The following is a 25,161-nucleotide window of genomic DNA, read 5'->3' as shown; positions in this document are numbered from 1 at the left end:
CGGCCGGATCAATCTCGCGGCCAAGCGTAGAGGGCGTCCGGCTCGTTCTCCTCGTTTCCGGACCCGTCGGTGAGCCTGACGAGCCCAAAACCGCGAGCTTCGTAGAAACGGCGCGCCGCAACGTTGCGTTGGAACACCCAGAGCCTCACCGCCGAGAGGTCGTCCGTCGCCACCGCGAGAAGCCGCGATCCGATCCCCAAGCCCTGCCAGTCCGGGTGCACGTAGAGGTGATCGAGCCATCCGGGACGCCACGCCGCGAAGCCGACCGCCATCCCGTCCGCCTCGGCCACCTGGACCGTGGAGGCGGGAAGGACGTGGTCACGAAAGAAGGCATGGTCCTCCAAAGGCGAGTGCAGCCGCGGCAGATACGGCAGGCAGGCCTCGCGCACGTGGCGATGAAGCTTGGCGAGCGTTTCGGCATCCGCCGGGACTGCCGGGCGGATCAGGGCGGTTTTCACCCCGCCAGCACCCGCGTCGGCGGAAAGATCACCTCGACCAGGGTTCCTTCCCGAGGGTGACTGGCAATCTGGAGCGCGCCCCGGTTGGCTTCCACGAGGGCCTTCGTGAGGGGCAGCCCCAGGCCCGTGCCGCCCCGTCTCTGGGACGTAGCAATCTGGCGGAAAGGCTCAAGAGCCGCCTCGATTTCCTTCTCGGTCATGCCGATACCCGTATCGCGCACCCGAAAGGCCACCTCGCCCCGGTCCGTCAGGGCTGTCGAGAGGATCACCTGTCCGCCCGCATCCGTGAACTTGATGGCGTTCGATACGAGATTCAGCAGGATCTGGCGGATGGAACGCTCATCCGCCACGACCGGAGGCAGCTTAGGCGCGAAGCTCGTGCGCATGACGATGCGATGGCGCATGGCCTGCGGCTGCATGAGGGTGAAGCAGGCGGATGCCAGGGTGTTGAGGTCGACGCTCGTGAACGACAGGTCCATGCGCCCGGCCTCGATCTTGGCGAGGTCGAGAAGGTCGTTGACGAGGCTCATGACATGGGCGCCGGAGGCGTGCACGTCCTTGAGGTAGTCCTTGTAGCGATCGTTTCCGATCGGCCCGAAACGCTCCTCCAGCATCACCTCGGCAAATCCGATGATGGCGTTCAGCGGGGTGCGAATCTCGTGGCTGATCTTGGCCAGGAGGTCCGACTTCTGCGCGCTCGCCTCCTCGGCCGCCCGCTTGGCGCCCATCAGCTCGCCTTCGGCTTTCTTGAAGGCCGTGATGTCGCGTAGAACGGCGCAAAACTTCCGGCTGGGCCCCTCGCTCACCGATCCCATCGTCATGAAAAGAGCGATCGAGCCGCCCTGGCGCACCCGGCCCCAAACCTCGCGGCCGTCGTTCAGCAGGCTGCCAACCCCTGGAGAGCGCAGTCGGTCGAGATAGTCGAGAGCCACCATGTGGCTATCGGGGGCAAGCAGAACCGTGATCGCGTCTCCGACCACCTCGCGCTGGTCGTAACCGAACAGGGCTTCCGCCGAGCGGTTGAGACCAAGGATGCGGCCGGTCTCGTCGAGGGCGATCACGCCGTCCGTGGCGGTATCGAGGATGGCCTCCAATTCGAGGATGCGGGCGGCTTGGCCCCGCAGATCCAGTTCGGAAGCGCGAAGGATCTGCGGCGCTTCGGGTTCGGGCACCGGGCGCAGGAGCATCAGGGCCGCAGGCGCGCCCTCCCACTCGACGGACGAATGGCGGACCTCGACGGCTTGGCTCGCCTGGTTCCGGTCGGTGAGTGCAACGGCAGGGCCGGCCTCCTCGCCGCGAAGGACGGCCGGGCTGCCCTTGAACAGTCGCGCCAGCGAAGCCTTACCCAAAAACTGCGCGAGGTCGTCGTACCCCGTCAGATCGAGAAGAAAGCGGTTGGCGTGGAGAATCCGCTCGCCCCTATGGATGAGAACTCCGGCCGGAAGCCCGTCGAGCACGATCATGGCGGCCGGCGCGGTCACCGGGACCCTGGTGAGGGGGGCCGGCTCCTCGCGCCCGCCAGCGAGAGGCTCGGACGGCGGATCCGCCGGGTGCTCGGCCTCGACACGGGCACCCAGGGCTCGGGCGATCTCGCGGAACGCGTTGCGCTCGGCGGAGGAGAGGCGCGATGGGGGTTCGCCGGGCTTGTCGTCGTGCCCATCCGACCCCGTCGGAGAGGCCTGCGCTCCCGCTGCTCCGGGCTGCGGCTGCTGGTTCAGGGAGGCGGCTACGCGCTCGCGCAGCTCCTCGAACCAGTTACCGTCCGGGATGGAGGCTTCCGGCGGCATGATCTGGTCGGCCGACAGGATCGAATCCTGCCCGGCCACATCGTCCGGCTCCGAATCCGGCTCAGGGACGGTTTCATGGCTGACGGCAGCTTCTTGACTGACGGCAGCTTCTTGGCCCGGCGCCGCTTCCGCTGCCTCGGAGCCCATCAGTTCGGCCGGGATGGAGGCTTTCGGAAGGCGGGCCGGCTCGCGGGTCCTTCGGCCGGCCGGCCGGATCAGCCCGAACCCGCGAAACCCTGCAAGGCTGCCATCGGCACGCCGGACGGGCATGCCCGCCAGGTCGATCGGGACCTCGTCCTGGCCGCCATCGACGGCCCAATGCACGGCGGCGCCGCTCCAGGTGCGGCCCTCGGCGAGGGCGTCGGCGATCCGCCCCTCCGGGTCGTCGGCCCATCGGCCGCTCACATCCTGCCACGTACGGCCCAGGATGCCGGAGGCCTCCTCGCCAACCACCCCGGCAAGGGGTCTGGAGACCTGCGTGAATCGGGTCTGGTCGTCCATCTGCCAGACGAACCGTACAGGGCGCTCTGGACCCACCTCGTCGGAGGATGCCGCCTTGTCCGGGAAGGGTGCCTTTTCGGGCGCCGCGACGACCCGTTCGGAATCGGGAAGCCGGGCGGGCGCGGAAGGCGGGACCGAGCGAACGGCGACCTTCGGGATCGGCCCGACCACCAGCGTGACGAGCAGCTCACGTTCCTCGAAGTTGACGAGGCGGCATGCGCAGGTCACCGGAGGCGCGAGCCGATCGGGGTTCAGGCCCAAGCGCTCGAGCCTGGTGCCCTGGCGTGGCGCCAGCCCCGACGCGAGAGCCGAAAGCCGATCCCTGCCTTTGACGGTCGGCAGGATCCTGCCCGAGGCGTCCGAGAGGGCCGCCCCTAGGGCGGCGGCCGCCTGCGACACCCAAGCCAGGCGCGTCCCACCCTCCTCCCAAATGAGGATCCCGGCGCCAGGTCGCGCAAGCCCGGCCGTGGCCGGCTCGGCGGACAGCCGTTCGATCAGGGCTTCGTAGGAATGAGGGCTTTCCGCCATGGACGATCTCGTCTCACTGCAAGGGTCGGTCACATCTTAAGGAGATTTAAACGATTGCGCAGGAGAGCGCCTGTGCGGGTGGGGACATCGCCATATTTACTTGATGCCAAGGTTAACGCTAGACCTTGCGGTTGATTTTGCACCGCACCATGTGATATTGCAGTGCACAACAAGCCCACCAGGAGGAGAGATCCATGGCAGCGAACAACCAGACCCCCTACGAAGTCCCGGCCGAAATGCGCGATTTCGCCGAGAAGAGCGTCGAGCAGGCCCGCAAGGCCATCGATGGCTTCATGGGCGCCGCGCAGCGGACCGTCGAGACCTTCGAGGGCTCCACGAACTCCGTCCACAGCAATGCCAAGGATGCGACCCGCAAGACCTTCAGCTACGCCGAGCAGAATATCGCGGCGGCCTTCGACCTCGCCCAGAAGATGGTGCGGGCCAAGGACATGCAGGAGGTCATGCAGTATCAGGCCGAGTACGTGCGAACCCAGTTCGAGGCGATGCAGGCCCAGATGAAGGAATTCGGGTCCCTCGCGCAGGCCGCCGTGAAGCAGCCGACTGCCAAGAAGTAACCCACTCTCTGAAATTTCAGCCGGGAGACAGCAATGGCCGAAACCAAGAAGTCGAGTTCGAACCGTTCCGTGAAGAGGGCCATGCCCGCCAAGGCCGCAACCCCGGCCGCCGATCTTTTGGCCAGCGACGTGCAAAACACGATGCTGGAGGCTGCCGAACCCGTCATGCCCGCTACCGTGCAGGCCGTCGTCCAGGCGGTGAAGCCGGAAGCGATGCTCGACGCCGTGCATATGGTGGCCGAGGCGACGCCCCAGGTCATGCGTCACGTCGCCAAGCGCACCGAGGAGTCCCGCGAGGTTCTGCGGGCCGCCATGCAGGAAGCCGCCACGGCCTCGACGCGCGGGGCCCTCGAGGTCAACGACAAGATGATCGAGGCCTTCCGGGCGCAGAGCGACGCAGCCTTCGACCTGTGGCAGTCCACCCTCCGGGCAGGCTCCCTGCCGGAGGCCGTTCAACTCCAGACCGCAGGGCTCCGCAACGCGTACGAGACCGCTACGGCCCAGTGGCAGGACATCGCGGCCACCACCAAGCGGTGGTTCGGCCAAAGCGTCGAGCCGATCCAAGCGGTTTGGACGAACCGCTGAAATAACTTGAGTCTGGAGAGGGCCGCCGCGGGGCGGCCCTTTCTCATTGGGCCGCGATGACCAAGTCGACGTCCGGGTAGCGGGCGAAGGCCGCGCGCAACGCCTTCTCGTCATAGGGTTTGGTCACCACCGGCACCTGGCGGAAGCGCTCGGGGATCTTGGTGCTCTCGCCATAGCCCGTGGCGAAGATGAACGGCCGCTTGCGATCCTTGAGATCGTCGGCAACCGGAAAGCTCGTCTCCCCCGACAGATTGATGTCCAGGACCGCGGCGTCGAACGAGCCGAGCCTCAAGGCCCGGCAAGCATCCGCGACCGTCCCGGCGATCTCGACCTCCGCGCCTACACCCTGCAGCAGGGCCTGGGCGTCGAGCGCGATCATCATGCTGTCTTCCACGAGCAGAAGGCGCTTGTCGCTCAGCGTCACGCGGGCCACGTCCTTGGGCAGGACCTCGTCCTCCTCCGACCCCGGCGTCACGTGAGCGGCCGGAATCAGGAACGAGGCCCGAAGGCCGGCAGGGTCGAAAGTGATGCTGGTCTTGCCCTGCAGCTCGAACGGGATCGTCTGCTCCGTGACGATGGTGCCGAAGCCCCTGCGCTGCGGCGGGGCCACCGGAGGCCCGTCCGTCTCCCGCCAGTCGATGCTCAGATCGCCGTTGGGCCGGAAATTCCATTCGACGATCAGGTGCCCGCCCGGGGTCGAAAGAGCGCCGTACTTGGCCGCGTTCGTCATCATTTCGTGGAAGACGAGAGCAATGGCCTGATAGGCCCTGCTGTCGAGGAGCGCCGGTGGCCCGTTCAGGTCCGGTCCGCTGGTGCCGTTCTTGGTCCAGGCCCGAGACTCCATGTCGAGGAGGCCGCGCAGGGTAGCGGCATTCCAGCCCGTTCGGGTCAGCTGATCGTGGGCCGAAGCCAGGGCGCGGATGCGGCTGTCGATGTCGCGGGTGAAGTCCTCGATGGTCTCGACGCCCTGGCGGCTCTGGCGCACCAGAGAGCTGATCAGCGCCAGGATGTTCTTGACCCGGTGGTTCAGCTCCTCGATGAGCAGCGACTGGCTTTCCTGGGCGGTGCGTCGCTCGCGCTCCACCAAGTCGGCCCGGCGAAGAATGACCTCCAGCAGCGAGACCCGGAGGGTTTCGGCCACGCGCAGCTCCCAGTCCAGCCAAGGCAGCGACTGGCCACGCACCTTCTCGCGCCAGGCCTCGAAGCTCTTGCGTGGCGAGATGCGCCTGTCGCGGCCGGGGAGATTCTCGACGGCCTTGTGAGGGTTGCCGCCCCAGGTGATGGTCTGCTCGACCTCCCGTCGGAAGAAGAAAAGATAGTCCCGGGGCGTGCGCGCGAATGGAATGGCGAGGAGGCCGCTCACCCGGTCCGCATAGAGCGTGGCCGATGGCAGGACTCGGCCGAGCTCCGCCGTCGCGAAGGGCTCGGTTGGGCTTTTCCCATCCAGGAACGCCACCAGCTTCGGGATCTCGGCTTCGGGAGGCGTGACGCCGACGCCCGAGAAGCGGCCGCCCGACCAACTGCCGACGCCGTCGCAAGCGATGAGATCGTTCAGGAGATCCCGGTACGGCTCGACGGAGTCGAAGACCGTGTCGGACGGGCCCATGCTGGCCAGGAACCGATCCTGGCACTCGCGCAGCCGGTTCGCCCGGGCCAGTTCCACCTCCTGCTCCTTCGCCTCAATCTGGAGCGAGAACACCTGCCCGAACAGTTCCGTCGCCGCGCAGGTCGCGGCCGAGAGGCGCCTGGGAGCGTCATGGTGGCAGGCGATGAGCCCCCACAATTCCTTGCCCCGCATGAGAGACACGGTCAGGCTTGCCCGCACGCCCATGTTCCGCATGTACTCGATGTGGATCGGCGACACGCTGCGAAGGCTGGCGAGGCCAAGGTCCACCGGCAAGCCCTTGTCGTCCAAGCTCGGCTCGAGGGGGACCGGACGATACTCGGCGTCCGGGATCAGGCGAAGCCACTGGCGCTTATAGAGTTCCCGAGCCTGGGCCGGAATGTCCGAGGCCGGATAGCGCAAGCCCAGGAACGGCGGAAGTCCCGACCGGATGGCTTCCGCCACGACCTGGCCCGAGGAATCGTGCAGGAATTTGTAGATCAGGACCCGATCGTACCCCGTCACCGCCCGCATCTGCTGCGCCGCCATTTGGAGGAAGCGGTCGATATTGGTCGCCCGCCGCAGCCGCCCGATAAGGCTCTTGACGAGCATCGTCGGGTCGGCCGTCACCACGTCGGCGCCGCTTTGCGGAATGATCTCGATCACGGCTCGGCTTCCGCTCAGGTGAACGGCGATGTCCTGGCGATCCAGACCGGTCCCGACATCGGCGTCCGCCAGCCGTTCGGCACTGTCCGAGATCATGGCGGACTGGAGCGTGTTGCGGAGGTCGTGCACCGTCTTGGCCGGCAGGACGCCCTCGAGCGTGACGTTCAGGATCTCCTCAAGGGGCCGCTTGAGGATGTCCGGAGCGTTCAGGGACGCGTGGGCAATGGTCCAATCCGGCAGCGTGCAGACCAAGAGGCATCCGTGAGGCTGGATCGCGCCTGGGATGTGGATTGGCTCCCGGTCGCAATTGGTCAGGTCGACGGAGGGGACCAGCGAAGCGGGATCGGTCGAGGGGATCAAGGGGATGTTTCCAAGGGCGGCACGCAAGGCGCTCAGACGGTCGACGAGGCTTGTTTCATCGGAAAAGATCAGGGCTTTTCTCGGGCCCGATGAAGATCCGCCCGACGTATGGTGTAGCCTAATGGACCCAAATCAAGCAAACGGTCCAGGGGGCTGCCCGCCCGGCGCCATTCGTGGACAACCTGTCGCATGAGGGGGACGGTCCGGGCACCCCGCTTCGAGAGGGTTCCGATGATGACCGACCCACCTTCCGTCGCCATGCCGATCGCGGCCGTGATCGCCGTGGTGGTCCGCCAGGACCGTGTTCTGCTCGTCCGCCGGGCGAACCCACCGGATGCCGGCCTTTGGGGCTTCCCGGGAGGCAAGATCGAGCTTGGCGAAACGGTCGCGGCGGCCGCGCTGCGCGAACTCGCCGAGGAAACCGCCGTGGAGGCCAGGACCGAGGCCGTCATGACAACACTGGATGTCTTCGAGAAGGACGGATCCGGGCGCATCGCCCGGCACTTCATCCTGGTCGCCGTCCTCTGCCGCTGGCTTTCGGGGGAGGCCATCGCCGGGGACGACGCTCTCGAGGCGGCCTGGTTCACCCTCGACGCCCTCGACCCGTCGACCTTGCCCATGAGCGCCGACGTGGATGTGATTGCCCGGCGGGCCTTGGGAGCGCCGGATCACACGACGTAGAAATCCTTGTGGGTCAACGCCGCCTTGTTCTCGAGACGGAGAAGTGCTGTCGCGGAGACGCCGCCTGCGCCATCGGGGTCGTAGAGGATTGTGCCGGACGTCCGGTCGTAGATCACGTGATCGTTCGCGTCCCCGGCGCGCGCGCCGAGGGCGAAGCTGGAAGCCTTGAGAGTTCCGGACGGGCCCTTGATGCCTTTCCTCGCCAGGGACGACAGGATGGCGCTGTCGAGGATGATACGGTCCTGCGCGGGAGCGAAGTCTTCGATCAGATCCACGGCGGCCGTGCGTCTGACGGGGTCCGAGGCGAGGAACAGATCCCGCCCGGCCCCACCGATCAACGTGTCGCTCCCGGAGCCGCCATCGAGGATGTCGTTTCCGGCTCCCCCTTGGAGAAGATCGTCTCCAGCAAACCCGAGCAGCCTATCGTTACCAATGCCGCCTGCGACCGTATCGTCCCCCTCGAAGAGGGCCTGGGCGAACCGGTTGTCGTCCCGCTGCGAGACCAGGGCCTCGAACGATCCGGCCCCCATATTCACTCCGATGAAACTGAGGAAGATCTTCTCGTTCTTTTTGACCGACAGGGCGTCGATGCTGCCGGTCATGGCCTGGAAGCGGTCGAGCTTGAGGGTCGTGCCCATGAAGAGCGTCGAAGCATCCTTGCCTTCGACCCGCACCATGCCGGCCTTGGGTGCGCTTCGCTTGCCCATGAAGGAGCCGCACAAATCGAGATCGAGCATGTCGATCGCCTCGCGCCGGTTCGGGTCCAGGGTGCCAAACAACATGGTCAAATCCAATAAAGAAATAATATTACGATTGCCGTAGCGGCTCTCGATCACTCTGTCCACGCCTGATCCGCGCGAAACCGCAACCCGTCACGGCCGTTGTCACAGACAGGTCTGAAAAGGCACATGGCATGAGCCGAGCATTCGTTCGGGAGGCCGACGGGAGCGAGTTCGAGGATCTGCCGGACCGGCCGATCAGCCCTCATCGCAATCTCGTCACGGAGGAGGGACTTGCTCGGATCGACGCCGAGATTTCGGGTCTACGACACCGTTTGGCCGATGCGCAGTCGAAGGGGGACAGGGCCGAGGTGGCGCGGGCCTCGCGAGACCTTCGCTACTGGTCGCAGCGACGCGCGTCCGCGGAACTGGTCGAAAGTGTCGGAGACCACGCCCTGGTTCGCTTTGGCTCCCGGGTCACCATCGAGCGAGAGGACGGCCGGCGCCACACCTACCGCATCGTGGGCGAAGACGAAGCCGACCCCTCCGGCGGCACCCTTTCATACGTCTCCCCGCTGGCACAGGCACTCATCGGCAGGCGGGCCGGCGATATCGTTCAGGCGGGGCGCAATGAAGCCGAGATCATCGCGATCGAGCCGGATTGAGATCGAGCCTCACAAGTCTCCAAGCATCAGCTGAGCCTGGGTGCGGGTCTTGGACGCCGGCTTCTTGGCACTGGTCACGGGCCGGGCGGCCTTCGGCCTGGGCTCTCGCGGCGAGCGGGCGGGCGCCGGCTCGCGCTGCGCCTTCTCCATGCGCGCCTTCGCGCGGTCGCGGGCGACGGCCTCGGGCGCGTGCGGATCCTCGGTGAGCCATTTGCCGCGCTTGATCACCTCGTTCACCCGGCCTTGGTTGACGCCGAGTTCGAACGCGATCTCCTGCTGGGTCATGCCGGTATTGGCGTGCAGCTCCAAGATCTTGCGGGCGAGATCCGGCGTCATCTTGCGGCCGGTGATCCGCCGGGCGGGCATCACCGTCCGGGCGGCTTTGTCCCGTTCGCGAAGCTTCTGCAGGATCGCGAGGGCCATGTTCATGCCTTGCTCGCGCAAAGCCTCCTCGAACTCCTTGAGGGTGGTCACCGGCACCTCCGTGCGCAGGTCTGAGACAGGCCTTGCGACTCAGATCCTTTCCCAGCTTAACGGCAAAGCTGAGGCTTGGTTTCCGCATCTTTCGCCGCCGTGGGCATCAACCCACAGCTTCCGCCGCCTGCTGGGCGAAGCGGGCCCTGGCCCTGGCGTCGGCCTCCAGGCCCTTCTCGGCGCACCAGTGCGGAAATCGATCCGGGTCGATGAACGCGCGCACGACCTGCAGCCCCGCCTGTTTTGCCACTGCCTCGTTGTTGAGGGCAGCCATGAGCCAACCGTCGTAGACAGGCGCGAGGTTATGTGGGTCGGCCATGGCGGCCCTGACGCGGGCATAGTCCTCGCGGGCGTACCAGGGAAGTCCGATCCTGCGAGGACAGGGAATGTCGCCCGAAGTGTCCATGTACATTCTCCGTCGCCTGTCGGCGATCACACCGGCCCTTTGTGGGGCGCGAGACTTCGGTCTCAACCGCCCCAACCCTCCCTTTTCACGATCTCGCCTCAGTTCGGGTGGATTTTTAGTGGTATTCACCGCGAGAGAAACACCATGGATGCTCAATCCCCCTGGACGCTCGAAGCCGTACAATCCCTCGTGGCCTTGGCCAAGGAAGGCGTGCCGATGTCCATCATCAGCCTCAAGCTGAAGCGCTCCATCGTCGATGTGAGGGCCAAGCTGCACGATCTCGGGATCACGGCCCCGGCGGAGGCGTGAAATCCCTCGTCTCTACTGCAAAGCTTTGGAATCGGTAGAGAAAACGTGATCGGCCTATTCTTCGGAGTTCAGGAACCGTTTCCGAGGTCGCGGGGTTGGTCCGTCACAGAGGCAGACCCCGCAATCCCTTGTAGCCTCTGTAAACTTCGGCCCCGTTCCGGCTCCCCTCGAACGGGGCTTTTTCCTGTCCGGACCCTGTCCTCCTCGCAACCATAGTCGATGGTCGAAATCCGCCGCAAAGACTTGACGCGCGGTCGAAAACCGGGAGAAGCGAAGGGATACGAGGGAGATCGACGATGCATCGTGGGGCTTGGGTTGGCGCGTTCCTGCTCGCCATGACATTTCCGGCTGGCGCCCAGACAGCTCCTGCCGCCGAGGAACGCGGTTCCTTCTCGCGCGCCGAGATTCGAGAGCTGATGGATGCCGTCAAGGCGACCGCCAAGGCATCCCGCGAGAATGTCGACTATTCCCGCGTCGTCCCGGACATTCTGTTCCAGATCCTGACGAAACTCGATAAGATCGAAGACAAGCTGGACAAGATCGAAGAGGCGACCAAGGCCAACCAAGCGGCCGCTAAAAAGCGCTGATCCGGACAGGGCGATCTTCTCGGCCGTCACGAGTTCGCCTTTCTCGCATCGCAGGGTATGCGGATTCCATCTCCTGCCGCTCTGGCCAAGGCTCGATCTCCATGCTGACCCGTCCGATCATCGGTCTTCTCGCCCTTACCGTGGGGCTGCCCCTCCTGCTTCTCTTTGCGGTGATCGCGTCTAATCCGAGTGTCAGCGCCTCGATCCTGAACCACATTGTCGGTGGCGGGATCATGGCTGTGTTCATTTTTCTGATGGTTGGCGAGATCAAGCGCATGGCGGACGTGCCCTCCCATCAGCGCGACGAGCGTCACCACTGACGCCTAGGAGGCGCTCCATCTCGGAGCGCCAACCGTTCCTCGTTTTCAAAGTTCAGCTATATCAGCCGACGGCGGGAGACCGTCGAGGGGGTCCCTGCGCGCCTCAACCGAGGCTAACAACGATGTACCTCGGACAACACAAGCTCAGGTAAAATTACAATATAAGTAATGCTCTTTTAAGTTGTATTTGTATTAGTCCTCATTTTCTCGCCTCAACAAATCAAATATTTGCCAGCATACGCAACGGCCAAGCTTGAAAGTCTTACTGGATAAGGCTTTTCAACCGTCGTGTCGCGATCTGTTTCACCGAACTATACTGTCGAATTGGTATTAATTCGGAACCAATAACTGCCTCGTTCGTCATCTGTACTCGACAACAGACGCCAAGCTGGCGTCAGAACTTCAATTTTCCTCGCAGGTATTCACTGATGCGCAAGATGACGCTCGCCATCGCGGGACTGACGACACTTGTTTCGTCGACCGCTCTCCTCGCCGCCGACTTGAGCACGACGGGCAGCCTTTACGGCCGATACGGTCAAGGGGGAGGTGCTCCCTACCAATCGGCCCCGCGAGCGGCACAGGCGACTCAACCCGGTCAAGTCGCGCCCATCGACGGAACGCCGTCGGTGCCCCGTTCGCCAGGGCGTCCGACATCCCTTCCCCGTCAGGCCTCTTCCGCGATCTGTGTACCTGCCGTGCCCAATCCATCCGACTACAGGAACTGCCAGATCAGGCATGTGCGGGGACAGGAGGTGTGCCGGTGTCAGATCGTGCCTCCGTCCCAGCGTCTCTCGGTGAATCCGCTCGACCGTGACGACATCGTGACGGGCACCGTCCCGGGCGGCTACGGCGTCGGCACGCCTGACAATCTGGTCGGCAGCGACAGACCCAATGACCAGGGAAGGCCTAACGATGGGCTTGCGTCGAACAACCCGCCGGGCGGCAATCCGGGAAATGGTGGCCCCGGGAGCGGCAATCCCGGCGCAGGAACCCCGGGGGGCGGCGATCCCGGCAATGGAAACCCCGGAGGCAACAATCCGGGCGGGGGCGGCGCTGGCAATACGCCCGGAGGCAATCCCGGCGGCAATAACCCCGGTGGGGGGAACACGGGTGGCGGAAGTTCCGGCGGCGGAAATCCCGGGGGCGGCAATCCTGGGGGTGGAGCCGGAGGCAATCCGGGAGGCGGCGCGCCAGGCGGTGGGTCGCCTGGGGGCGGCAATCCTGGAGGCGGAAACCCGGGTGGCGGCAGTCCCGGTGGTGGCACTCCAGGCGGAGGCAACCCGGGTGGTGGCGATGCAGGCGGGAACCCTGGGGGTGGAAATCCGGGTGGAGGCGGTCCGGGCGGTAATCCAGGGGGCGGCCATGGTGGCAACCCTGGCGGTGGCGGACATCACGGCGGCAACAACGGCGGAGGCGGCCACGGTGGAGGCGGTCACGGCGGTGGGGGCCACGGTGGAGGCGGCCATGGCGGAGGCGGTCACGGCGGAGGCGGTCATGGTGGAGGCAGTCACGGCGGTGGGGGCCATAACGGTGGCGGTCACGATGGCGGAGGCAAGGGAGATCACGGAGGCGGCAATGGTGGCGACCATGGTGGTGGAAAAGGGGGCGACCACGGCGGAGGCAAGGGTGGAGATAAAGGCGGCGACCATGGCGGCGGCGGTCACGGAGGTGACTCCGGCGGTAAGGGCGGCGGTGGCCATGGAGGCGCTGGCGGTCGTGGGGGCGACGGAAAAGGCGGTGGCGGCCACGGTGATGGCGGTGGACGCGGCGGCGACGGCGGCGGTCACGGCGGACGGAAGTAAGATGTCTATCTGATAGCGCGGCGGACACCCTGTCGACCCGTTCGACAGGGTGTCCGCCGCATCCAGTGGCAGGAATCCGGAGGAAACCGCACTTTTGTAGAATGCCTCAGTCGGCCGGCTTGAGTTCGCCGAGAAGCGTCGGGATGAGTTCCGAGACGGTCGGATGGATCGGCACGGCCCATTGCAGGATCGGATAGGCCGTCTTGGCGTTCATCATGTCCAGAATACCGTGAATGGCCTCGTCGCCATTCAGGCCCAGGATGGCGGCGCCCAGGATCTGCTGCGTCTCGGCATCGGCGACAATCTTCATGAAGCCCTTGGTCTCACCCTTCTCGACAGCCCGACCGACCCGGGTCATCGGACGCTTCGACACGAGAAGCCCGCGGCCCGATCGGCGGGCCTCCGTCTCCGACATACCGACGCGACCGAGCGGTGGGTCGATGTAGAGAGCATAGCCAGGGATCCGCGCATCCACGCGACGGTCCGCGCCATCGAGCAGGTTCGCGGCTACAATCTCGTAGTCGTTGTAGGCCGTGTGCGTGAAGGCTCCTCGTCCGTTGCAATCTCCCAAGGCCCATATGCCCGGAGCGCTGGTGGACAGCTTTTCGTCTACAAGAATATAGCCACGCGCATCCAACGCAACGCCGGCCCTGTCGAGGCCCAAATCGTCCGTGTTGGGCCTGCGGCCGACCGCCAGCAGCACATGGGAGCCGACCACGAAGGGATCGCCCGATGTGCAGTCGACATCCACTGCAACTCCATCGGCATGAGGCTTGAAGCCGATGCAGGTTGCATTCGTGCGAACCGTGATCCCCTCGGCGGATAAGATCTCCCGGATGGCCTCGGACACGTCCTCATCCTCCCGGGCCACGAGGCGAGGTCCCTTCTCGACGACGGTGACCTCAGCGCCGAAGCGGCGGTACATCTGGGCGAATTCGAGGCCGATGTAGCTGCCTCCGACCACCACGAGATGCTCGGGCACGACATCGAGTTGGAGCATCAACGTGTTGGTCAGGAAATCGACGGATCCCACGCCCGGCATGTCCGGCACGCTGGCGCGTCCGCCGACATTGATAAAGATACGGTCCGCCTCAAGGGTCTCGTCCCCCACCCTCACGCGACGCGGATTCTCGAAGCGTGCGTGTCCCTCGAAGACGGTCAGGTTCTTCATGCGCCGAAGCCATGTCTCCACATTGGTCCTGGCGTTTCGTGAGACCGTGTCGGCGCGCTCGCGCACGCGTTTCATGTCGACGATGACAGGCCCTCTCGGCACGATCCCGTAATCGATTTCCCGCCGTGCAAGGTGAGCCGCGTAGGCGCTGGCCACGAGGGTTTTCGTCGGCATGCAACCTGTGTTCACGCACGTGCCGCCGAAGAGCTTGCGCTCGACGATCGCGACCGTCATGCCCGCGGCCGTGAGGCGTGCCGCGAGCGAGGGGCCCGCCTGCCCAGCGCCGATCACGATGGCATCGAACGACTGGATCATGTCAGCACGCTCACGATCAAGACTGCTCCGAGAATTGCGACCGCATCCTCGATCAGGGCGGCTGGACGGTCGCGGCCGAAGGCATCGGCCAGGCGTGACCGGATGGCCGCACCGCCCAAAGTGCCGAGAACGGCCCCTAGGATTCCTGCAACCGCACCCAGCAACAGGGACCCGCCGCTTTCTCCAAGCGCTCCACCCGCGAGCGCGCCCGCGACGAGCCGGGCGCCGAACTGCGTCGGCACCTTACGGCTCGGGGTTGAGGGCAGTTGGTCTGCGATCAGCTCGCCGATGGCCAGCACGGTCAGGACCCAAGGCGTGTAGGGGTGGCTCAGGAAACCAAGCCACGTGTTGCCAAGATCGATCAGGCCGAGAAAGGCCGCCCAGCTGACGGCGGCAGGCGCGGTCATGGTTCTTAGGCCCGCGACGACGCCGATCAAAAGCGCTGAGAGGATCAAAAGCATTGGCCCCTTCCCCATCCATGCCACCGTCCCCTATGGTGGAACATGTTCCCAGGGGCGCGCAAGTCCCTCCATGACGCTCGAATCTGCAAGGCGGCACTGGGACTGGATTGTCCCAGTGCCCTAGGGAGCATCAGTTCGAGACTTTGACCCCCGCCTTGGCCGAAATCGTGCGATAGGCGTTGTCGGCGGCCTCGACGAGCTTTTCCATGTCCTCCGCGTTCCGGTACGCATAGCCGATGCCCGCCGTCGCATAAGCTTGCTTCACGGCTGGATCCTTCATGGTCTCCTCGAGGATCTTGCGCCAGCCCGCCACGATATTGGCCGGCGTCTCCTTCGGCAGCACCAGGGCGCGCCAGATCGAAAGATCGACGGCGAGTCCCTGCGACGTGAAGGTCGGGACGTCCGGCCAGCCTTCGAGCGCCCGGTCGCCGTTATGCGCCAGGATCTTGAGGGCGCCGGCATCGACCTGCGACTTCACTTCGGACGGATACAAGGCGCCGGCCTGCACGTCCCCTGACAGGATCGACAGCACGATCTCGCTGCCGCCCTTCTGCGGCACGCGGAGGAACTTGGCCCCTGACGCGTCCTCGATCTGGAAACGGGTGTAGTCGTGGTTCGTCCAGTTGCCGGAGACGCCGAAGGGGACCTTTCCGGGGTTATCCTTGGCGTAAGCCACGAATTCCTTGACGTTCATCTTGCCGAAAGGCCCGTCAGCCTTCACGACCAAGAGATTCTGGTCGGAGGAAATTTGGCCGAGATAGGTGTAGCTATCCTTGTTGTACGTGACGCCGGAGATCCGAAACTGGTCGGACACGACGGAGACCGAGATCTGTCCGACTGTGTATCCGTCGGGCTTCGCTTTCATCATCTGATTGTAGGCGACAACCCCGCCGCCGGCAGCTTGGTTGACGATGTTGATCGGCTGGCCCGCATATTTCTCCATCGTGCTCGCCAGGATGCGGGCGTTGTTGTCGTGTCCCCCTCCGGGGTTGGACGGCACGATGAGGTTGACGGGACGAGTCGGCTTCCAGTCCTGGGCCAACGCCGGAGAGGCCGCGGCAAGCGCCAGGCCGAAGGGCAGGAGCGCGGCGGCACGGATTGCGGAGCGGACGACGGATTGATGGGAGTGGTTCTTCATGGCGTTTCCTCCTGAGGGTGGTTGATTGAGTGCGGCCCTTAGGCTTCTTGATCTTGAAAAACTTCTTCTCGCTTGCGCCGGATCTTGGGCAGCAGCGCCACGATCAGCAGCAGGGCGACGACAGCCAGGAGCGAGGCGCTGATGGGGCGCGTGACGAACACGGTCGCGTCGCCACCCGAGAGCAGCATCGCCCGCCGCAGGTTGTCTTCGAGCATCGGCCCGAGAATGAACCCCAGCAGGAACGGCACGAGCTCGCAGCGCAATTTCACGAAGACGTAGCCGAGGATGGCGAACAAGATGCCGAAGTAGATGTCCGTCGCGGCATTCTGGATGCTGTAGATGCCGATGCAGCAGAAGAGCAGGATGACGAGATAGAGCAGCCTGTACGGCACTTGCAGGAGTTTCACCCAGATTCCGATGAGCGGCAGGTTCAGGACGACAAGGATCAGGTTGCCGAGCCACATGGAGGCGACGAGCCCCCAGAACAGTTCCGGGGTCGAGGTGATCACCTGCGGACCCGGGCGAATATTGTGCAGCATCATGGCGCTCATCATCATCGCCATCACGCCGTTCGACGGCACGCCGAGGGTCAGCAGCGGAATGAACGACGTCTGCGCCGCCGAATTATTGGCGGATTCAGGCCCTGCGACCCCTTCGAGAGCGCCTTTTCCGAACCGGCTCGGATCCTTGGCGATCTTTTTCTCGATCGAGTATGACCCGAAGGACGCCATGGTGACGCCCCCGCCCGGCAGGACGCCGAGCAGGGATCCCAGAACCGAACCGCGCAGGATGGGTGGCAACGCCTGACGCATTTGCGCCCGCGTGGGCCAGAGGCCCTCAATGGTCTTGGAGACAACGGCGCGCTTCTCGCCGGTCTCAAGATTGGCCAAAATTTCGGAGACGCCGAAAAGGCCCAGCGCGACGACCGCGAAGCTGATCCCGCTCGACACCTCCGGGATCCCGAATGTGTAACGCTCGAGTCCGGAATTGATATCGGTCCCGATAATGCCGAACAACAAGCCCAGGATTATCATCGACAGGGCTTTGAGGAGCGGCCCCGATGAAAGCACGATGGCGGCCACCAGTCCCAGGACCATGAGACAAAAATATTCGGCCGCGCCGAACTTCACGGCGACGGTCGCCAGCAAGGGAGCGAAGGCGCTCAGCACCAAGGTGCCGAACGTTCCGGCGATGAAGGATCCGATGGCCGCTAGCGACAGCGCGAGCTCGGCTTGGCCTTTCTGGGCCATCTGGTAGCCGTCCAGGGTCGTGATGACCGCAGATGACTCGCCCGGCAGTTTGAGGAGGATCGCGCTGGTCGAGCCGCCGTACTGAGCCCCGTAATAGATGCCGGCCAGCATGATGAGAGCCGAGATCGGCTCGAGAGCGTAAGTCGCCGGAAGCAGCATCGCCATCGTCGCGATGGGACCGATGCCCGGCAGGACGCCGACCAGTGTGCCGAGAAGCACGCCGACGAAGCAGTAGAAGATGTTGGTGGGGGATACGGCGACGCTGAAGCCCAACGCGAGGTTGCCGATGAAATCCATCACGGCATCTCCGGCCAGATCGGCATATAAACGCCCAGGCCCTTGACGAACACCAGGGCTGAAAACGCCGCCAGCAGAACCGCCGCTAGGGCGACCTCAGGCCAGCGGCGGTCTGGCGCGACGACACCGGCGACCAGAACGAGAAGCATGGCCGCCACCACGATCCCGAAGGTCTCCAGCGTCGCGGCAAAGACCGCCATGCCGCCAAGGACGAAGATGAGAGGCCTTACATAGAGCCGAGACGCCATCGAACCCCCGTGACCGGCTTCTCTCATGGCGCCGATCACCTGCAGGAGCCCCAAAACGAGCAGGCTCGCGCTGAGCACGCGCGGGAAGTACCCCGGCCCCATTTCCTGAACGGAGCCGTATTCATAGTTCAGCGAGCCGGCGAAAAAGCCGATGCCGAACAGAACGAAAGCCAGGCCAGCCAGAAAATCTGGGCTTGTCGCCAGTCGCCTCAAGAAACCTCTCCTCCGGGAAGAAGGCAGCGCCTCCTGGCGCTGCCCGTTGGGGATGGGCCCCGTTTCAGGAATACCGCTTGCGATAAAGCGGCAGCAGTTCGGAGATGGGACGCTTGTCGACGATCAGCTCCCGCATCTTCGCTTCCTCGTCGTGGATCGAGCGAACCTGCTGGAGTACCGTCTCGACATACTCGGCCGGAATGAAGCACATGCCCGAATCGTCCGCGCAGACCAGGTCTCCCGGATAGACGGCCACGTCGTGCACGGTCACGGGACCGTTGAGCTCGATTGCCTCCATGCGGAATTTGCCCGTGATCGGGGTGACGCCTGCCGCCCACACCGGATAGTCCAGCTCACGGATCGTCGACACATCGCGAACCGCGCCATTCACGATGGCTCCGGCAAAGCCCATGGACTGCGCTACGGTGCAGGACTGGCCACCCATGTTCGATACGTCGAGATTGCCGCCGAAATCGGCGATGAAGACGTCGCCGGGTTCGCCAAGATAGTAGGACTCGCGAGTGGACATGCGGATGATGTCCTTGTCGTAGTAGCCTTTCGTCGACGTCTTGCGCTCGGGAATGCTGCGCACCGTGGTGGCCGTACCGACGATTTTCTTTCCGGGGATGAGAGGCTTGACGAAGGAAGCCGCCACGGCGGCGCGAACGCCGAGAGAGTCGAGAACGTCCGACACGGTCGTGGTCAGGTCCTGCATCTCCATGAATTCTTGGATGATCTGCTTGGAGAAGCGGGGATACTTGATCTTCGCGATGCGTTCGCGGGGGACCTGCCCCCAGAGGCGACCCTGCTGCTTGTACTCGTCGTATTCCTGATCCACTTGAGAGGTCATGATCCTGGTGCTCCTTGGTTGATGATTGAGGTCACTGGGCAGCCGCGAGAGAAACGCCGCCCTGGCCCCTGACATTGGAGAGCGCGGCCGCGAGCCCATGCGCTTCCTTCGTCAGGTGATCGGTGTAGATGGCCACCAGTTCGTCCGTGAGCTTCGCGAGCGGCCCGGCAATGGTGAGCGCGTCGCAGCCTGCCTGGCCCTGCCGTGGCACGGGCACCGATACGGCGAAGCCGTGCGGAGTGGCCTCGCCGCGGCTGACGGCGACGCCTTGGCGCTGCACGCTCGCAATATCGGCAGCAAGACCGGATGGGTCGTTCACCATCGCCGCGTCGTCAAGGACGCGCCGCATCAGGCTGTCCGGGCCGAAAGCCAGCAGCACCTTGCTGGTTGCGCCGATATGCAACGGTCGCGTCTGCCCTTCCTGGATCGTGAAGCGCAATCCATCCGGGGATTCCTCGCGTGCGACGACAAGACGTTCAGTCCCTTGCACGATCGAATAGAAGGCCGTGTCGCCATTCAGCTTGACGAGGCGCTTCAAGCCGGGGCGAACCAAATCGGAGATGCGGGAGAACCGCTCGTGCAGCATCCAGCCGAGCGCATACAGCTTGGGTCCTAGGAAATAGAGCCCCTCATTCTCGTCATATTCCAGGAACCCGGCGGCGCGAAGCGTTCCCGCAAAGCGCAGGATGCGGCTCCGGTTGAGGCCGGTCCTTTCGTGAAGGTCCTTAAGCCGCAGGCCGCGATCCTGATCGAAGGCTTCGAGGATCTGCAGGCCGGACATGAGAGACTGGACGTGGCGTTCCGTTTCCTGGGTCATTTTCTATTGTGTAGAAATCAATTTCTATTTTCTCACGCTAACAGCCTGCCCTCAGCAGTGTCAATGTTGGCTGAATGAGTTTTCGAACAGCAGGAGCCGACGCGATCACAATGCTCCGGGCCTGGGGCTTAGCCGCTGACGACATGATTTCTGAATTTTCGGCCGCTCTAATTCGCTCCCGTCCGCCCCGCGCAGGCGCAGGTCGTCCTCACGCCTTCTGAGAATTCGGAACCTTAGGTCGAGCTTCACTACTTGAGATCAGGAGCTTACTAAACTTGCACGCTAATTGATAAGTTGTCACAACTTGATAAGACAACTGATGATTACGCAATTTTTGCGAGAGACTAAAGACTTAACCTCAATCAACACTCACAATGTCCAGTAATTCCAGAAGTTAATCGGAACGATACATCGTTTATCAAGTTGTCGATCCAACTGTCCAAACTTGGAGGTTGGCACATGAGTTACTTCGAGCCTGACACATACAAGCTGCAATCCGCTGGAAAAGATTGGAGCTATGCCGCCGACGGCAGCACGATGCGTTTCGAATTGCGACCAGGCGACCGGTGGGCGAAAGATTCCGATGGGAGCGTCGAGCGCTCGGAACTCGCGAGTTACAAAACGCTGGATTACGAACAGACCTACACGATCAGCTACAAGTTCATGATCGAGCCCGGCGAAACGAACACGTCTAAATGGATCGTACTCGGGCAACTTCATGCCACCGAAGACGCGGGGGATGACGGTGTGTCGCCGCCCTATGGTCTCGACCTGATCGGCGAACGGATGGAGATCCACGCACGCTGGTCGGATCAGGCGGATACGAACTGGGACAATGTCAACACCCTCGTTGCCTACAAGGACGAGCAGGATATCGAGCGTGGGCATTGGTACGACATGAAGGTCACGCTGAGGCTCGATCCGTTCGGAGACGGAATGCTCGACGTTTGGCGCGACGGCGTCCAACTCGTCGACTACGACGGCCCCCTCGGCTACCACGACGAGGTTGGGCCCTATTGGAAACATGGGGCTTACAGAAAAGCGTCCGACGAGACGATTGCGGTCAACTACAAGGACTTCAGTCTTGTCGAAGAAGCAGGCGGCCAGACACCTCTCGCCTTGGAGGCACAGAGCGATTTTGAGGTCTTGCATGATCCACCAGGTCGCTTCGCGGGTGTTGCGTCGGCGCTGAAGGATCAGTTAGACCTGTATGCGGACATGTTCGCGGAAGGCATCGTAGATACAGGCTCATTCGGCTCAGCGGACGTGTTCCAGAAAGCGTTGGAGAATTCGAGGACGGACTTCGTCCTTTAACCACGAGACCGCTTGACCCCAGCCATGCGGCCGGCTTGTCAATATTCTGCGGGAAGCGCGCAGCAAGCGCCTTTCCGCAGAACCGTTTTCTCGTGGACATCACGATGGACGGAAGGTGGATTGCCGGGCCAACGAGCGACTTCCCCTCTAAATCGTAGCCTGATTGGCTTCGGACGCCTCATGGGTGAAGACCAGTTCGGCGACAGGCTTCGGCACGCCGAAATAGTATCCCTGAATTTCTGTGCACCCGGCTGCGAGCACTCTCCGGTACTGATCCTCCGTCTCGACTCCTTCGGCGGTCGTCGAAATCCGCAGGCTTGAGCCAAGGGTGGTAACGGATTGAACGATCGCCGAGGAGACCGCGCGAGACGACATATCGCGCACGAAGGAGCGGTCGATCTTGATTTTGTCGAAGGGAAAACTGCTGAGATACTTGAGTGACGAATAGCCGGTCCCAAAGTCGTCCATGGCAATCCGCACGCCGCAGGTTCGCAGCTTGTGCAGGGTTGCCAGCGTCACCTCGTTCTTCTGAAGGAGGACGCGCTCGGTAATCTCAAGTTCGAGACGGTTCGGCGCTAGGCCAGACCGGTTCAGCGCCCTGCCGACGCTCTCCAAAAGACCGCGATCCCTGAATTGAACCGGAGACAAGTTGACGGCGACTCCTATCCTCTCGGGCCAACCGACCGCATCGGTGCAGGCTCGCTCGAGCACCCACTCACCGAGGGGGAGAATCAGGCCGATGTCTTCGGCGACCGGAATGAACTCGGAGGGCGGGACCGCGCCGCGTTCTGGATGGTTCCAGCGCAAGAGCGCTTCGAATCCGCAGACCTGTCTCGTGGCTGCGCAAACTTGCGGCTGGTAGTAGATCTCGAAGTCCCTGGCCGCCCAAGCCTTGCGGATGTCTGTCTCCAGGGACCGGCGGTCCTGAAGCCATTGGTCCATGGCCGGTTCGAAGATGCGCACCGCGCCGCGTCCGTCGGCCTTCGCGCGATACAAAGCCATGTCGGCCTGCTTCAGAAGGACGTCCGGCGCCACATTATCCTGGTCGTTGAAAGCGATGCCGATGCTTGTGCCGATGACGATCTCGTGGCCCTCGATCTCGTAGGGCGCTCCGATTTCCTCGATCAAGTGGTGTGCGACCCCCAAGCTCTTCTCGTGCATGCCGAGATCTGTGAGCAGAATTGCAAACTCGTCACCGCCAAGGCGGGCGATTACCGTGTCGCTTGGCACACATGCGCGAAGCCGCTGGGCGACAATCTTGAGGAGATCATCGCCAATACCATGTCCGAGAGCGTCGTTCACATTCTTGAAGAGGTCTAGGTCCAAGTAGAGAAGCGCGATGGTGCGACCGTCCTGCCGCGCCTCGTCCAAAGCAGCCACCAGGGTGTCCCTGAACAGAACGCGATTCGCCAACCCCGTGAGGGCATCGTGATGGGCGATGTGTGTGAGGCTCGCCGTCATGCCCCGCAGGTCCTTGTGGGCCCGCGTCAACAGATGATTATGACGGGCGAGAAGTCCGATCAGCCCGATCCCGAGCGCAATCAGGCATCCGACCAAGCTGGAAAAGATCCAGTGCAGACGCGTCAGCTCATGCTCGTCTTCAGTCGCCAGTTCCGCACCATGGTTGTAGGTCGCCGCCGTCAACCGGTTCAGTTCACCCTGAAGCGGAGTCAGGATGCCCAACATGGCCTCGGCCTGCCCGGGCTCGTTCAACCGGTCTTTATGCGGCACGGCCGTCTTCAGCGCGGCTTCGAGCTTCAGTACGACCGATCCCATATCGGGATAGCGCCTTGCCACATCCTCGAACGCCCCTCTGCTGAGGCCGCTCACGGTTCCGGCGAAGATATCGAAGCGAAGGGCCGCCGTCTCGGCGTCGCCGCTGAAGCTGCGGACCATTTGCAGGCTCTGGTGGAGCCTCATGAATTCTGCGAGCGTCTGGCTGGCCTGCCATGTAAGATTATAACGAGATATACGACGTAACGAGTGCTGGCGTTCGATGACCGCATACGAAAAGTAAGCGGCCGCAGCGGCGAAGCCGCACACCACCACGGCGAGCCAAAGCTTGAGTACGCGCAGCGACAATCGTGCCCCCTGACGCTCACTCCTGCCTTCCGAGGGAATTTCACAACCCGGCTATGGGACTGGCCAAGAGCGCCCGCTTTTATACGCGGACGACGGGGTAAGAGTATATACCTCTTCCGGGGGGCTTCTCATTTGTTATTCTTCGAAACACGAGAAGGGATCTTGATCGCAATACTGTATCGTAGACCGGCATTTAGTCGCGTTCTGGCGCATGCCGACCACGACGCAGGATTGTCCGTTGGATCACCCAGCTTTCTGATCGAGACCTGCCACCTCGTCTCTGCGATCCAAGGGCAGGTCATACGACCCCTTAAATCGGGTTCGGCTCGTCGCGATAGACGAAGAAGTCGAAGTCGGCCGGCAAGGCCCTCCCCGACAGGTCATGAGCGGCCATTCCCACGAATGCGCCAGTGAACGAACCGTGTGCACCGGGCCCAGCTTCGTCGGACAGGATGCTCGCGTCCAGCACCGGCCCGATGGATTGCCAGCGTTCACCGTCTTCCGACCAACGAAAGCGCAGTTCAGACAGGCGAACGTCCACCCCCAGATAGACGCGCCCCAGGGCAGGAATCGGCAGATCTCGCTCCAATCCGTAGGTCATCAGGGCGTCGGGATGATCACCGAGACTCGAAATGACCTGGAGAACGCGGCTTCCGTCATCGGCGACGGAGACCGCCAAGTAATGAAAACGTGCCCGGTCGTAATAGCAGATCAAGCCGGCGAGCTGCTGATAGGTGTCAGGCGAGAATTCGACCACCGTTTCGGCCGAGTAGAACCATGACGTCTGGCGACGGGCCACCAGAGCTTGCTCGAACCAGCTTCCAACCGACTCGCGGCCATAGAGCCGGAGATGCCCTGGCCGCGCTTCCAGCGAGAAGATGCGGTCCGGCTCCGGCGTCCGAAGCCATTGGAAGGCCGACGGCAGTCCGCCGTCGTCGAATTCATGCCGCTCGGGCTCAGCGGGAAAGGGATGCGGCGGCAGGTCGGGGCCGTCGACCTCGACGGCAGGAACCTGCCCACCCTGAGCCAGATGAAGCCAGCCGTCCTCTCCCCACACCACACGCTGAATCGCCGTTTCGCGACCGAGAGGCGAACGCTTCGTCCCTGGCAGAGGGCGACTGCACAGATGTGTGTGAAAGACCTCGCCTGCATCCGTCTCGACGAAGAAGCCGTGACCAGCTCGTTGGAGCGGCGCGTCGGGATCATCCTTGCTCGTGATGAGATGGATGTTGGGATGCAGATCGTACGGACCGTCGATGGTGCGCGATCTCGCCATGGTGACGGCATGATTGTAGGCTGTCCCGCCCTCGGCCACGGTCAGATAGTACCAGCCGTTCCGTTTCGACAGATGCGGTCCCTCGACGAGGCCGAGCGGGCTGCCCTTGAAGACGTTCTTGATCGGCCCCGCGAGACGCCGCTCCTGCGGAAGGTACTCCTGCAAAAGAATACCATCGAACGAGGTGCGGCGGCGGCGATGGTCCCAAACCATGTTGAGAAACCACTTGCGGCCATCGTCATCATGGAAAAGCGACGGGTCAAAACCCGAAGAGTTCATGTAAATTGGATCGGACCAAGGCCCCTCGATCGAAGGGGCGGTGACCAAGTAATTATGAGTATCTTTGAAGTTTCCCAGGCGCCGTTTGACGTCCGTGTAGATCAGCCAAAACAGGCCATCCGCATAGGTGAGCGCTGGAGCCCAAACACCGCAGCTGTCAGGATTGCCGCGCATGTCGAGCTGTGACTTGCGATCGAGGGGCCGGCCGGCCAGCCGCCAGTTCACGAGGTCGCGCGAGTGATGGATCTGCACGCCTGGAAACCATTCGAAGGTCGAAGTTGCGATGTAGTAGTCGCCTTCGACCCTGCAAATCGCCGGATCCGGATTGAAGCCGGGCAAGATCGGATTTCTGATGGTCGTCATGCGGCTTTCCAGGAGGGAAGGTGGGTTAGGGGACTGGGGTCCTCAATCGTCTGCCCGATCA

24 protein-coding genes are annotated in these 25,161 nt (G+C 63.4%); 9 read left to right on the top strand and 15 right to left on the bottom strand.

Features of this window, described 5'->3' with window-relative positions:
* Positions 1-8 precede the first annotated feature (8 nt).
* Positions 9-458, bottom strand: coding sequence for a GNAT family N-acetyltransferase (locus tag ILT42_RS21390; protein WP_204218035.1), 450 nt, complete (start codon positions 456-458; stop codon positions 9-11).
* Entirely contained in the window at positions 455-3,274 is a 2,820-nt protein-coding gene (locus tag ILT42_RS21385) for an ATP-binding protein (protein ID WP_204218034.1), read from the bottom strand. Before ILT42_RS21385 ends, ILT42_RS21390 begins: the two co-directional genes overlap by 4 nt.
* A 194-nt stretch (positions 3,275-3,468) precedes the next feature.
* Between ILT42_RS21385 and ILT42_RS21380 the strand changes: the two genes are divergently transcribed.
* Positions 3,469-3,849 (top strand): phasin, encoded by a 381-nt coding sequence (locus tag ILT42_RS21380; RefSeq protein ID WP_204218033.1) that lies wholly within the window; start codon positions 3,469-3,471, stop codon positions 3,847-3,849.
* A 33-nt stretch (positions 3,850-3,882) separates the two neighbouring features.
* On the top strand, positions 3,883-4,434 hold the full coding sequence (locus ILT42_RS21375) for a phasin family protein (protein ID WP_204218032.1): 552 nt from the start codon (positions 3,883-3,885) through the stop codon (positions 4,432-4,434).
* Positions 4,435-4,477: 43 nt separating this feature from the next.
* On the opposite strand, the gene ILT42_RS21370 is transcribed toward ILT42_RS21375, so the two are convergent.
* Positions 4,478-7,063, bottom strand: coding sequence for an HWE histidine kinase domain-containing protein (locus ILT42_RS21370; protein WP_204218031.1), 2,586 nt, complete (start codon positions 7,061-7,063; stop codon positions 4,478-4,480).
* Between the two features lie 234 nt (positions 7,064-7,297).
* On the opposite strand from ILT42_RS21370, the gene ILT42_RS21365 reads away from it, so the two are divergent.
* On the top strand, positions 7,298-7,744 hold the full coding sequence (locus tag ILT42_RS21365) for an NUDIX hydrolase (protein ID WP_204218030.1): 447 nt from the start codon (positions 7,298-7,300) through the stop codon (positions 7,742-7,744).
* Here ILT42_RS21365 and ILT42_RS21360 read toward each other — a convergent pair.
* Positions 7,732-8,526: a calcium-binding protein gene (locus tag ILT42_RS21360; protein ID WP_204218029.1), complete on the bottom strand. Its 795-nt coding sequence runs from the start codon at positions 8,524-8,526 to the stop codon at positions 7,732-7,734. The genes ILT42_RS21365 and ILT42_RS21360 overlap by 13 nt on opposite strands.
* Positions 8,527-8,657: 131 nt before the next feature.
* Here ILT42_RS21360 and greA point away from each other — a divergent pair, with 131 nt between their 5' ends.
* Complete coding sequence (greA, locus tag ILT42_RS21355; RefSeq protein WP_204218028.1) at positions 8,658-9,128, top strand: transcription elongation factor GreA; 471 nt, start codon at positions 8,658-8,660, stop codon at positions 9,126-9,128.
* 9 nt (positions 9,129-9,137) lie between these two features.
* On the opposite strand, the gene ILT42_RS21350 is transcribed toward greA, so the two are convergent.
* Positions 9,138-9,602 (bottom strand): sigma factor-like helix-turn-helix DNA-binding protein, encoded by a 465-nt coding sequence (locus tag ILT42_RS21350; protein ID WP_204218027.1) that lies wholly within the window; start codon positions 9,600-9,602, stop codon positions 9,138-9,140.
* Positions 9,603-9,708: 106 nt separating this feature from the next.
* Positions 9,709-10,014 (bottom strand): hypothetical protein, encoded by a 306-nt coding sequence (locus tag ILT42_RS21345; RefSeq protein ID WP_204218026.1) that lies wholly within the window; start codon positions 10,012-10,014, stop codon positions 9,709-9,711.
* A 138-nt stretch (positions 10,015-10,152) separates the two neighbouring features.
* Between ILT42_RS21345 and ILT42_RS21340 the strand changes: the two genes are divergently transcribed.
* The 4 genes from ILT42_RS21340 (at position 10,153) to ILT42_RS21325 (ending at position 13,039) form a co-directional block, all read left to right on the top strand.
* Positions 10,153-10,317 (top strand): hypothetical protein, encoded by a 165-nt coding sequence (locus ILT42_RS21340; protein WP_204218025.1) that lies wholly within the window; start codon positions 10,153-10,155, stop codon positions 10,315-10,317.
* 296 nt (positions 10,318-10,613) lie between these two features.
* Positions 10,614-10,904, top strand: coding sequence for a hypothetical protein (locus tag ILT42_RS21335; protein ID WP_204218024.1), 291 nt, complete (start codon positions 10,614-10,616; stop codon positions 10,902-10,904).
* A 101-nt stretch (positions 10,905-11,005) separates the two neighbouring features.
* A complete protein-coding gene (locus ILT42_RS21330; protein ID WP_204218023.1) occupies positions 11,006-11,224 on the top strand; it encodes a hypothetical protein in 219 nt (72 codons plus the stop codon).
* A gap of 1,014 nt (positions 11,225-12,238) precedes the next feature.
* Positions 12,239-13,039: a hypothetical protein gene (locus ILT42_RS21325; RefSeq protein ID WP_204218022.1), complete on the top strand. Its 801-nt coding sequence runs from the start codon at positions 12,239-12,241 to the stop codon at positions 13,037-13,039.
* A gap of 93 nt (positions 13,040-13,132) precedes the next feature.
* On the opposite strand, the gene ILT42_RS21320 is transcribed toward ILT42_RS21325, so the two are convergent.
* The 7 genes from ILT42_RS21320 to ILT42_RS21290 all read right to left on the bottom strand — a co-directional run bounded on the left by ILT42_RS21320 (position 13,133) and on the right by ILT42_RS21290 (position 19,786).
* A complete protein-coding gene (locus tag ILT42_RS21320) occupies positions 13,133-14,512 on the bottom strand; it encodes an FAD-containing oxidoreductase (RefSeq protein WP_204218021.1) in 1,380 nt (459 codons plus the stop codon).
* Entirely contained in the window at positions 14,509-14,973 is a 465-nt protein-coding gene (locus ILT42_RS21315) for a hypothetical protein (RefSeq protein WP_204218020.1), read from the bottom strand. Before ILT42_RS21315 ends, ILT42_RS21320 begins: the two co-directional genes overlap by 4 nt.
* A 130-nt stretch (positions 14,974-15,103) precedes the next feature.
* Positions 15,104-16,111 carry a tripartite tricarboxylate transporter substrate binding protein gene (locus tag ILT42_RS21310; protein ID WP_204218019.1) on the bottom strand — a complete coding sequence of 336 codons (1,008 nt, stop codon included), beginning with the start codon at positions 16,109-16,111 and terminating at the stop codon, positions 15,104-15,106.
* Positions 16,112-16,149: 38 nt separating this feature from the next.
* On the bottom strand, positions 16,150-17,658 hold the full coding sequence (locus tag ILT42_RS21305) for a tripartite tricarboxylate transporter permease (RefSeq protein WP_229428850.1): 1,509 nt from the start codon (positions 17,656-17,658) through the stop codon (positions 16,150-16,152).
* Positions 17,658-18,119, bottom strand: coding sequence for a tripartite tricarboxylate transporter TctB family protein (locus tag ILT42_RS21300; RefSeq protein ID WP_204218017.1), 462 nt, complete (start codon positions 18,117-18,119; stop codon positions 17,658-17,660). The genes ILT42_RS21305 and ILT42_RS21300 overlap by 1 nt, the downstream gene beginning before the upstream one ends.
* Positions 18,120-18,183: 64 nt before the next feature.
* Positions 18,184-18,969, bottom strand: a complete 786-nt coding sequence (locus ILT42_RS21295) for an RraA family protein (protein ID WP_204218016.1) — start codon at positions 18,967-18,969, stop codon at positions 18,184-18,186.
* A gap of 31 nt (positions 18,970-19,000) precedes the next feature.
* A complete protein-coding gene (locus ILT42_RS21290; protein ID WP_204218015.1) occupies positions 19,001-19,786 on the bottom strand; it encodes an IclR family transcriptional regulator in 786 nt (261 codons plus the stop codon).
* 459 nt (positions 19,787-20,245) lie between these two features.
* Between ILT42_RS21290 and ILT42_RS21285 the strand changes: the two genes are divergently transcribed.
* On the top strand, positions 20,246-21,100 hold the full coding sequence (locus tag ILT42_RS21285) for a heparin lyase I family protein (protein WP_204218014.1): 855 nt from the start codon (positions 20,246-20,248) through the stop codon (positions 21,098-21,100).
* Positions 21,101-21,247: 147 nt separating this feature from the next.
* Here ILT42_RS21285 and ILT42_RS21280 read toward each other — a convergent pair whose 3' ends face one another.
* Both ILT42_RS21280 and ILT42_RS21275 read right to left on the bottom strand, forming a co-directional pair.
* A complete protein-coding gene (locus ILT42_RS21280; RefSeq protein WP_204218013.1) occupies positions 21,248-23,182 on the bottom strand; it encodes a putative bifunctional diguanylate cyclase/phosphodiesterase in 1,935 nt (644 codons plus the stop codon).
* 310 nt (positions 23,183-23,492) lie between these two features.
* On the bottom strand, positions 23,493-25,100 hold the full coding sequence (locus ILT42_RS21275; RefSeq protein WP_229428845.1) for a glycoside hydrolase family 43 protein: 1,608 nt from the start codon (positions 25,098-25,100) through the stop codon (positions 23,493-23,495).
* Positions 25,101-25,161 lie beyond the last annotated feature (61 nt).

Origin of the sequence: Microvirga pudoricolor (genome assembly GCF_016892705.1) — a bacterium.
Classification (GTDB): Bacteria; Pseudomonadota; Alphaproteobacteria; order Rhizobiales; family Beijerinckiaceae; genus Microvirga; species Microvirga pudoricolor.
This window is presented reverse-complemented; position numbering and strand designations above follow the sequence as displayed.

Excerpts from the sequence above, each read along its gene's own strand:
- ILT42_RS21385 (WP_204218034.1), bottom strand. The coding sequence starts at position 3,274 with ATGGCGGAAAGCCCTCATTCCTACGAAGCCCTGATCGAACGGCTGTCC.
- ILT42_RS21380 (WP_204218033.1), top strand. The coding sequence starts at position 3,469 with ATGGCAGCGAACAACCAGACCCCCTACGAAGTCCCGGCCGAAATGCGC.
- ILT42_RS21375 (WP_204218032.1), top strand. The coding sequence starts at position 3,883 with ATGGCCGAAACCAAGAAGTCGAGTTCGAACCGTTCCGTGAAGAGGGCC.
- ILT42_RS21365 (WP_204218030.1), top strand. The coding sequence starts at position 7,298 with ATGACCGACCCACCTTCCGTCGCCATGCCGATCGCGGCCGTGATCGCC.
- ILT42_RS21360 (WP_204218029.1), bottom strand. The coding sequence starts at position 8,526 with ATGTTGTTTGGCACCCTGGACCCGAACCGGCGCGAGGCGATCGACATG.
- greA (WP_204218028.1), top strand. The coding sequence starts at position 8,658 with ATGAGCCGAGCATTCGTTCGGGAGGCCGACGGGAGCGAGTTCGAGGAT.
- ILT42_RS21345 (WP_204218026.1), bottom strand. The coding sequence starts at position 10,014 with ATGTACATGGACACTTCGGGCGACATTCCCTGTCCTCGCAGGATCGGA.
- ILT42_RS21340 (WP_204218025.1), top strand. The coding sequence starts at position 10,153 with ATGGATGCTCAATCCCCCTGGACGCTCGAAGCCGTACAATCCCTCGTG.
- ILT42_RS21335 (WP_204218024.1), top strand. The coding sequence starts at position 10,614 with ATGCATCGTGGGGCTTGGGTTGGCGCGTTCCTGCTCGCCATGACATTT.
- ILT42_RS21330 (WP_204218023.1), top strand. The coding sequence starts at position 11,006 with ATGCTGACCCGTCCGATCATCGGTCTTCTCGCCCTTACCGTGGGGCTG.
- ILT42_RS21325 (WP_204218022.1), top strand. The coding sequence starts at position 12,239 with ATGGAAACCCCGGAGGCAACAATCCGGGCGGGGGCGGCGCTGGCAATA.
- ILT42_RS21320 (WP_204218021.1), bottom strand. The coding sequence starts at position 14,512 with ATGATCCAGTCGTTCGATGCCATCGTGATCGGCGCTGGGCAGGCGGGC.
- ILT42_RS21315 (WP_204218020.1), bottom strand. The coding sequence starts at position 14,973 with ATGCTTTTGATCCTCTCAGCGCTTTTGATCGGCGTCGTCGCGGGCCTA.
- ILT42_RS21310 (WP_204218019.1), bottom strand. The coding sequence starts at position 16,111 with ATGAAGAACCACTCCCATCAATCCGTCGTCCGCTCCGCAATCCGTGCC.
- ILT42_RS21305 (WP_229428850.1), bottom strand. The coding sequence starts at position 17,658 with ATGGATTTCATCGGCAACCTCGCGTTGGGCTTCAGCGTCGCCGTATCC.
- ILT42_RS21295 (WP_204218016.1), bottom strand. The coding sequence starts at position 18,969 with ATGACCTCTCAAGTGGATCAGGAATACGACGAGTACAAGCAGCAGGGT.
- ILT42_RS21290 (WP_204218015.1), bottom strand. The coding sequence starts at position 19,786 with ATGACCCAGGAAACGGAACGCCACGTCCAGTCTCTCATGTCCGGCCTG.
- ILT42_RS21285 (WP_204218014.1), top strand. The coding sequence starts at position 20,246 with ATGAGTTACTTCGAGCCTGACACATACAAGCTGCAATCCGCTGGAAAA.
- ILT42_RS21275 (WP_229428845.1), bottom strand. The coding sequence starts at position 25,100 with ATGACGACCATCAGAAATCCGATCTTGCCCGGCTTCAATCCGGATCCG.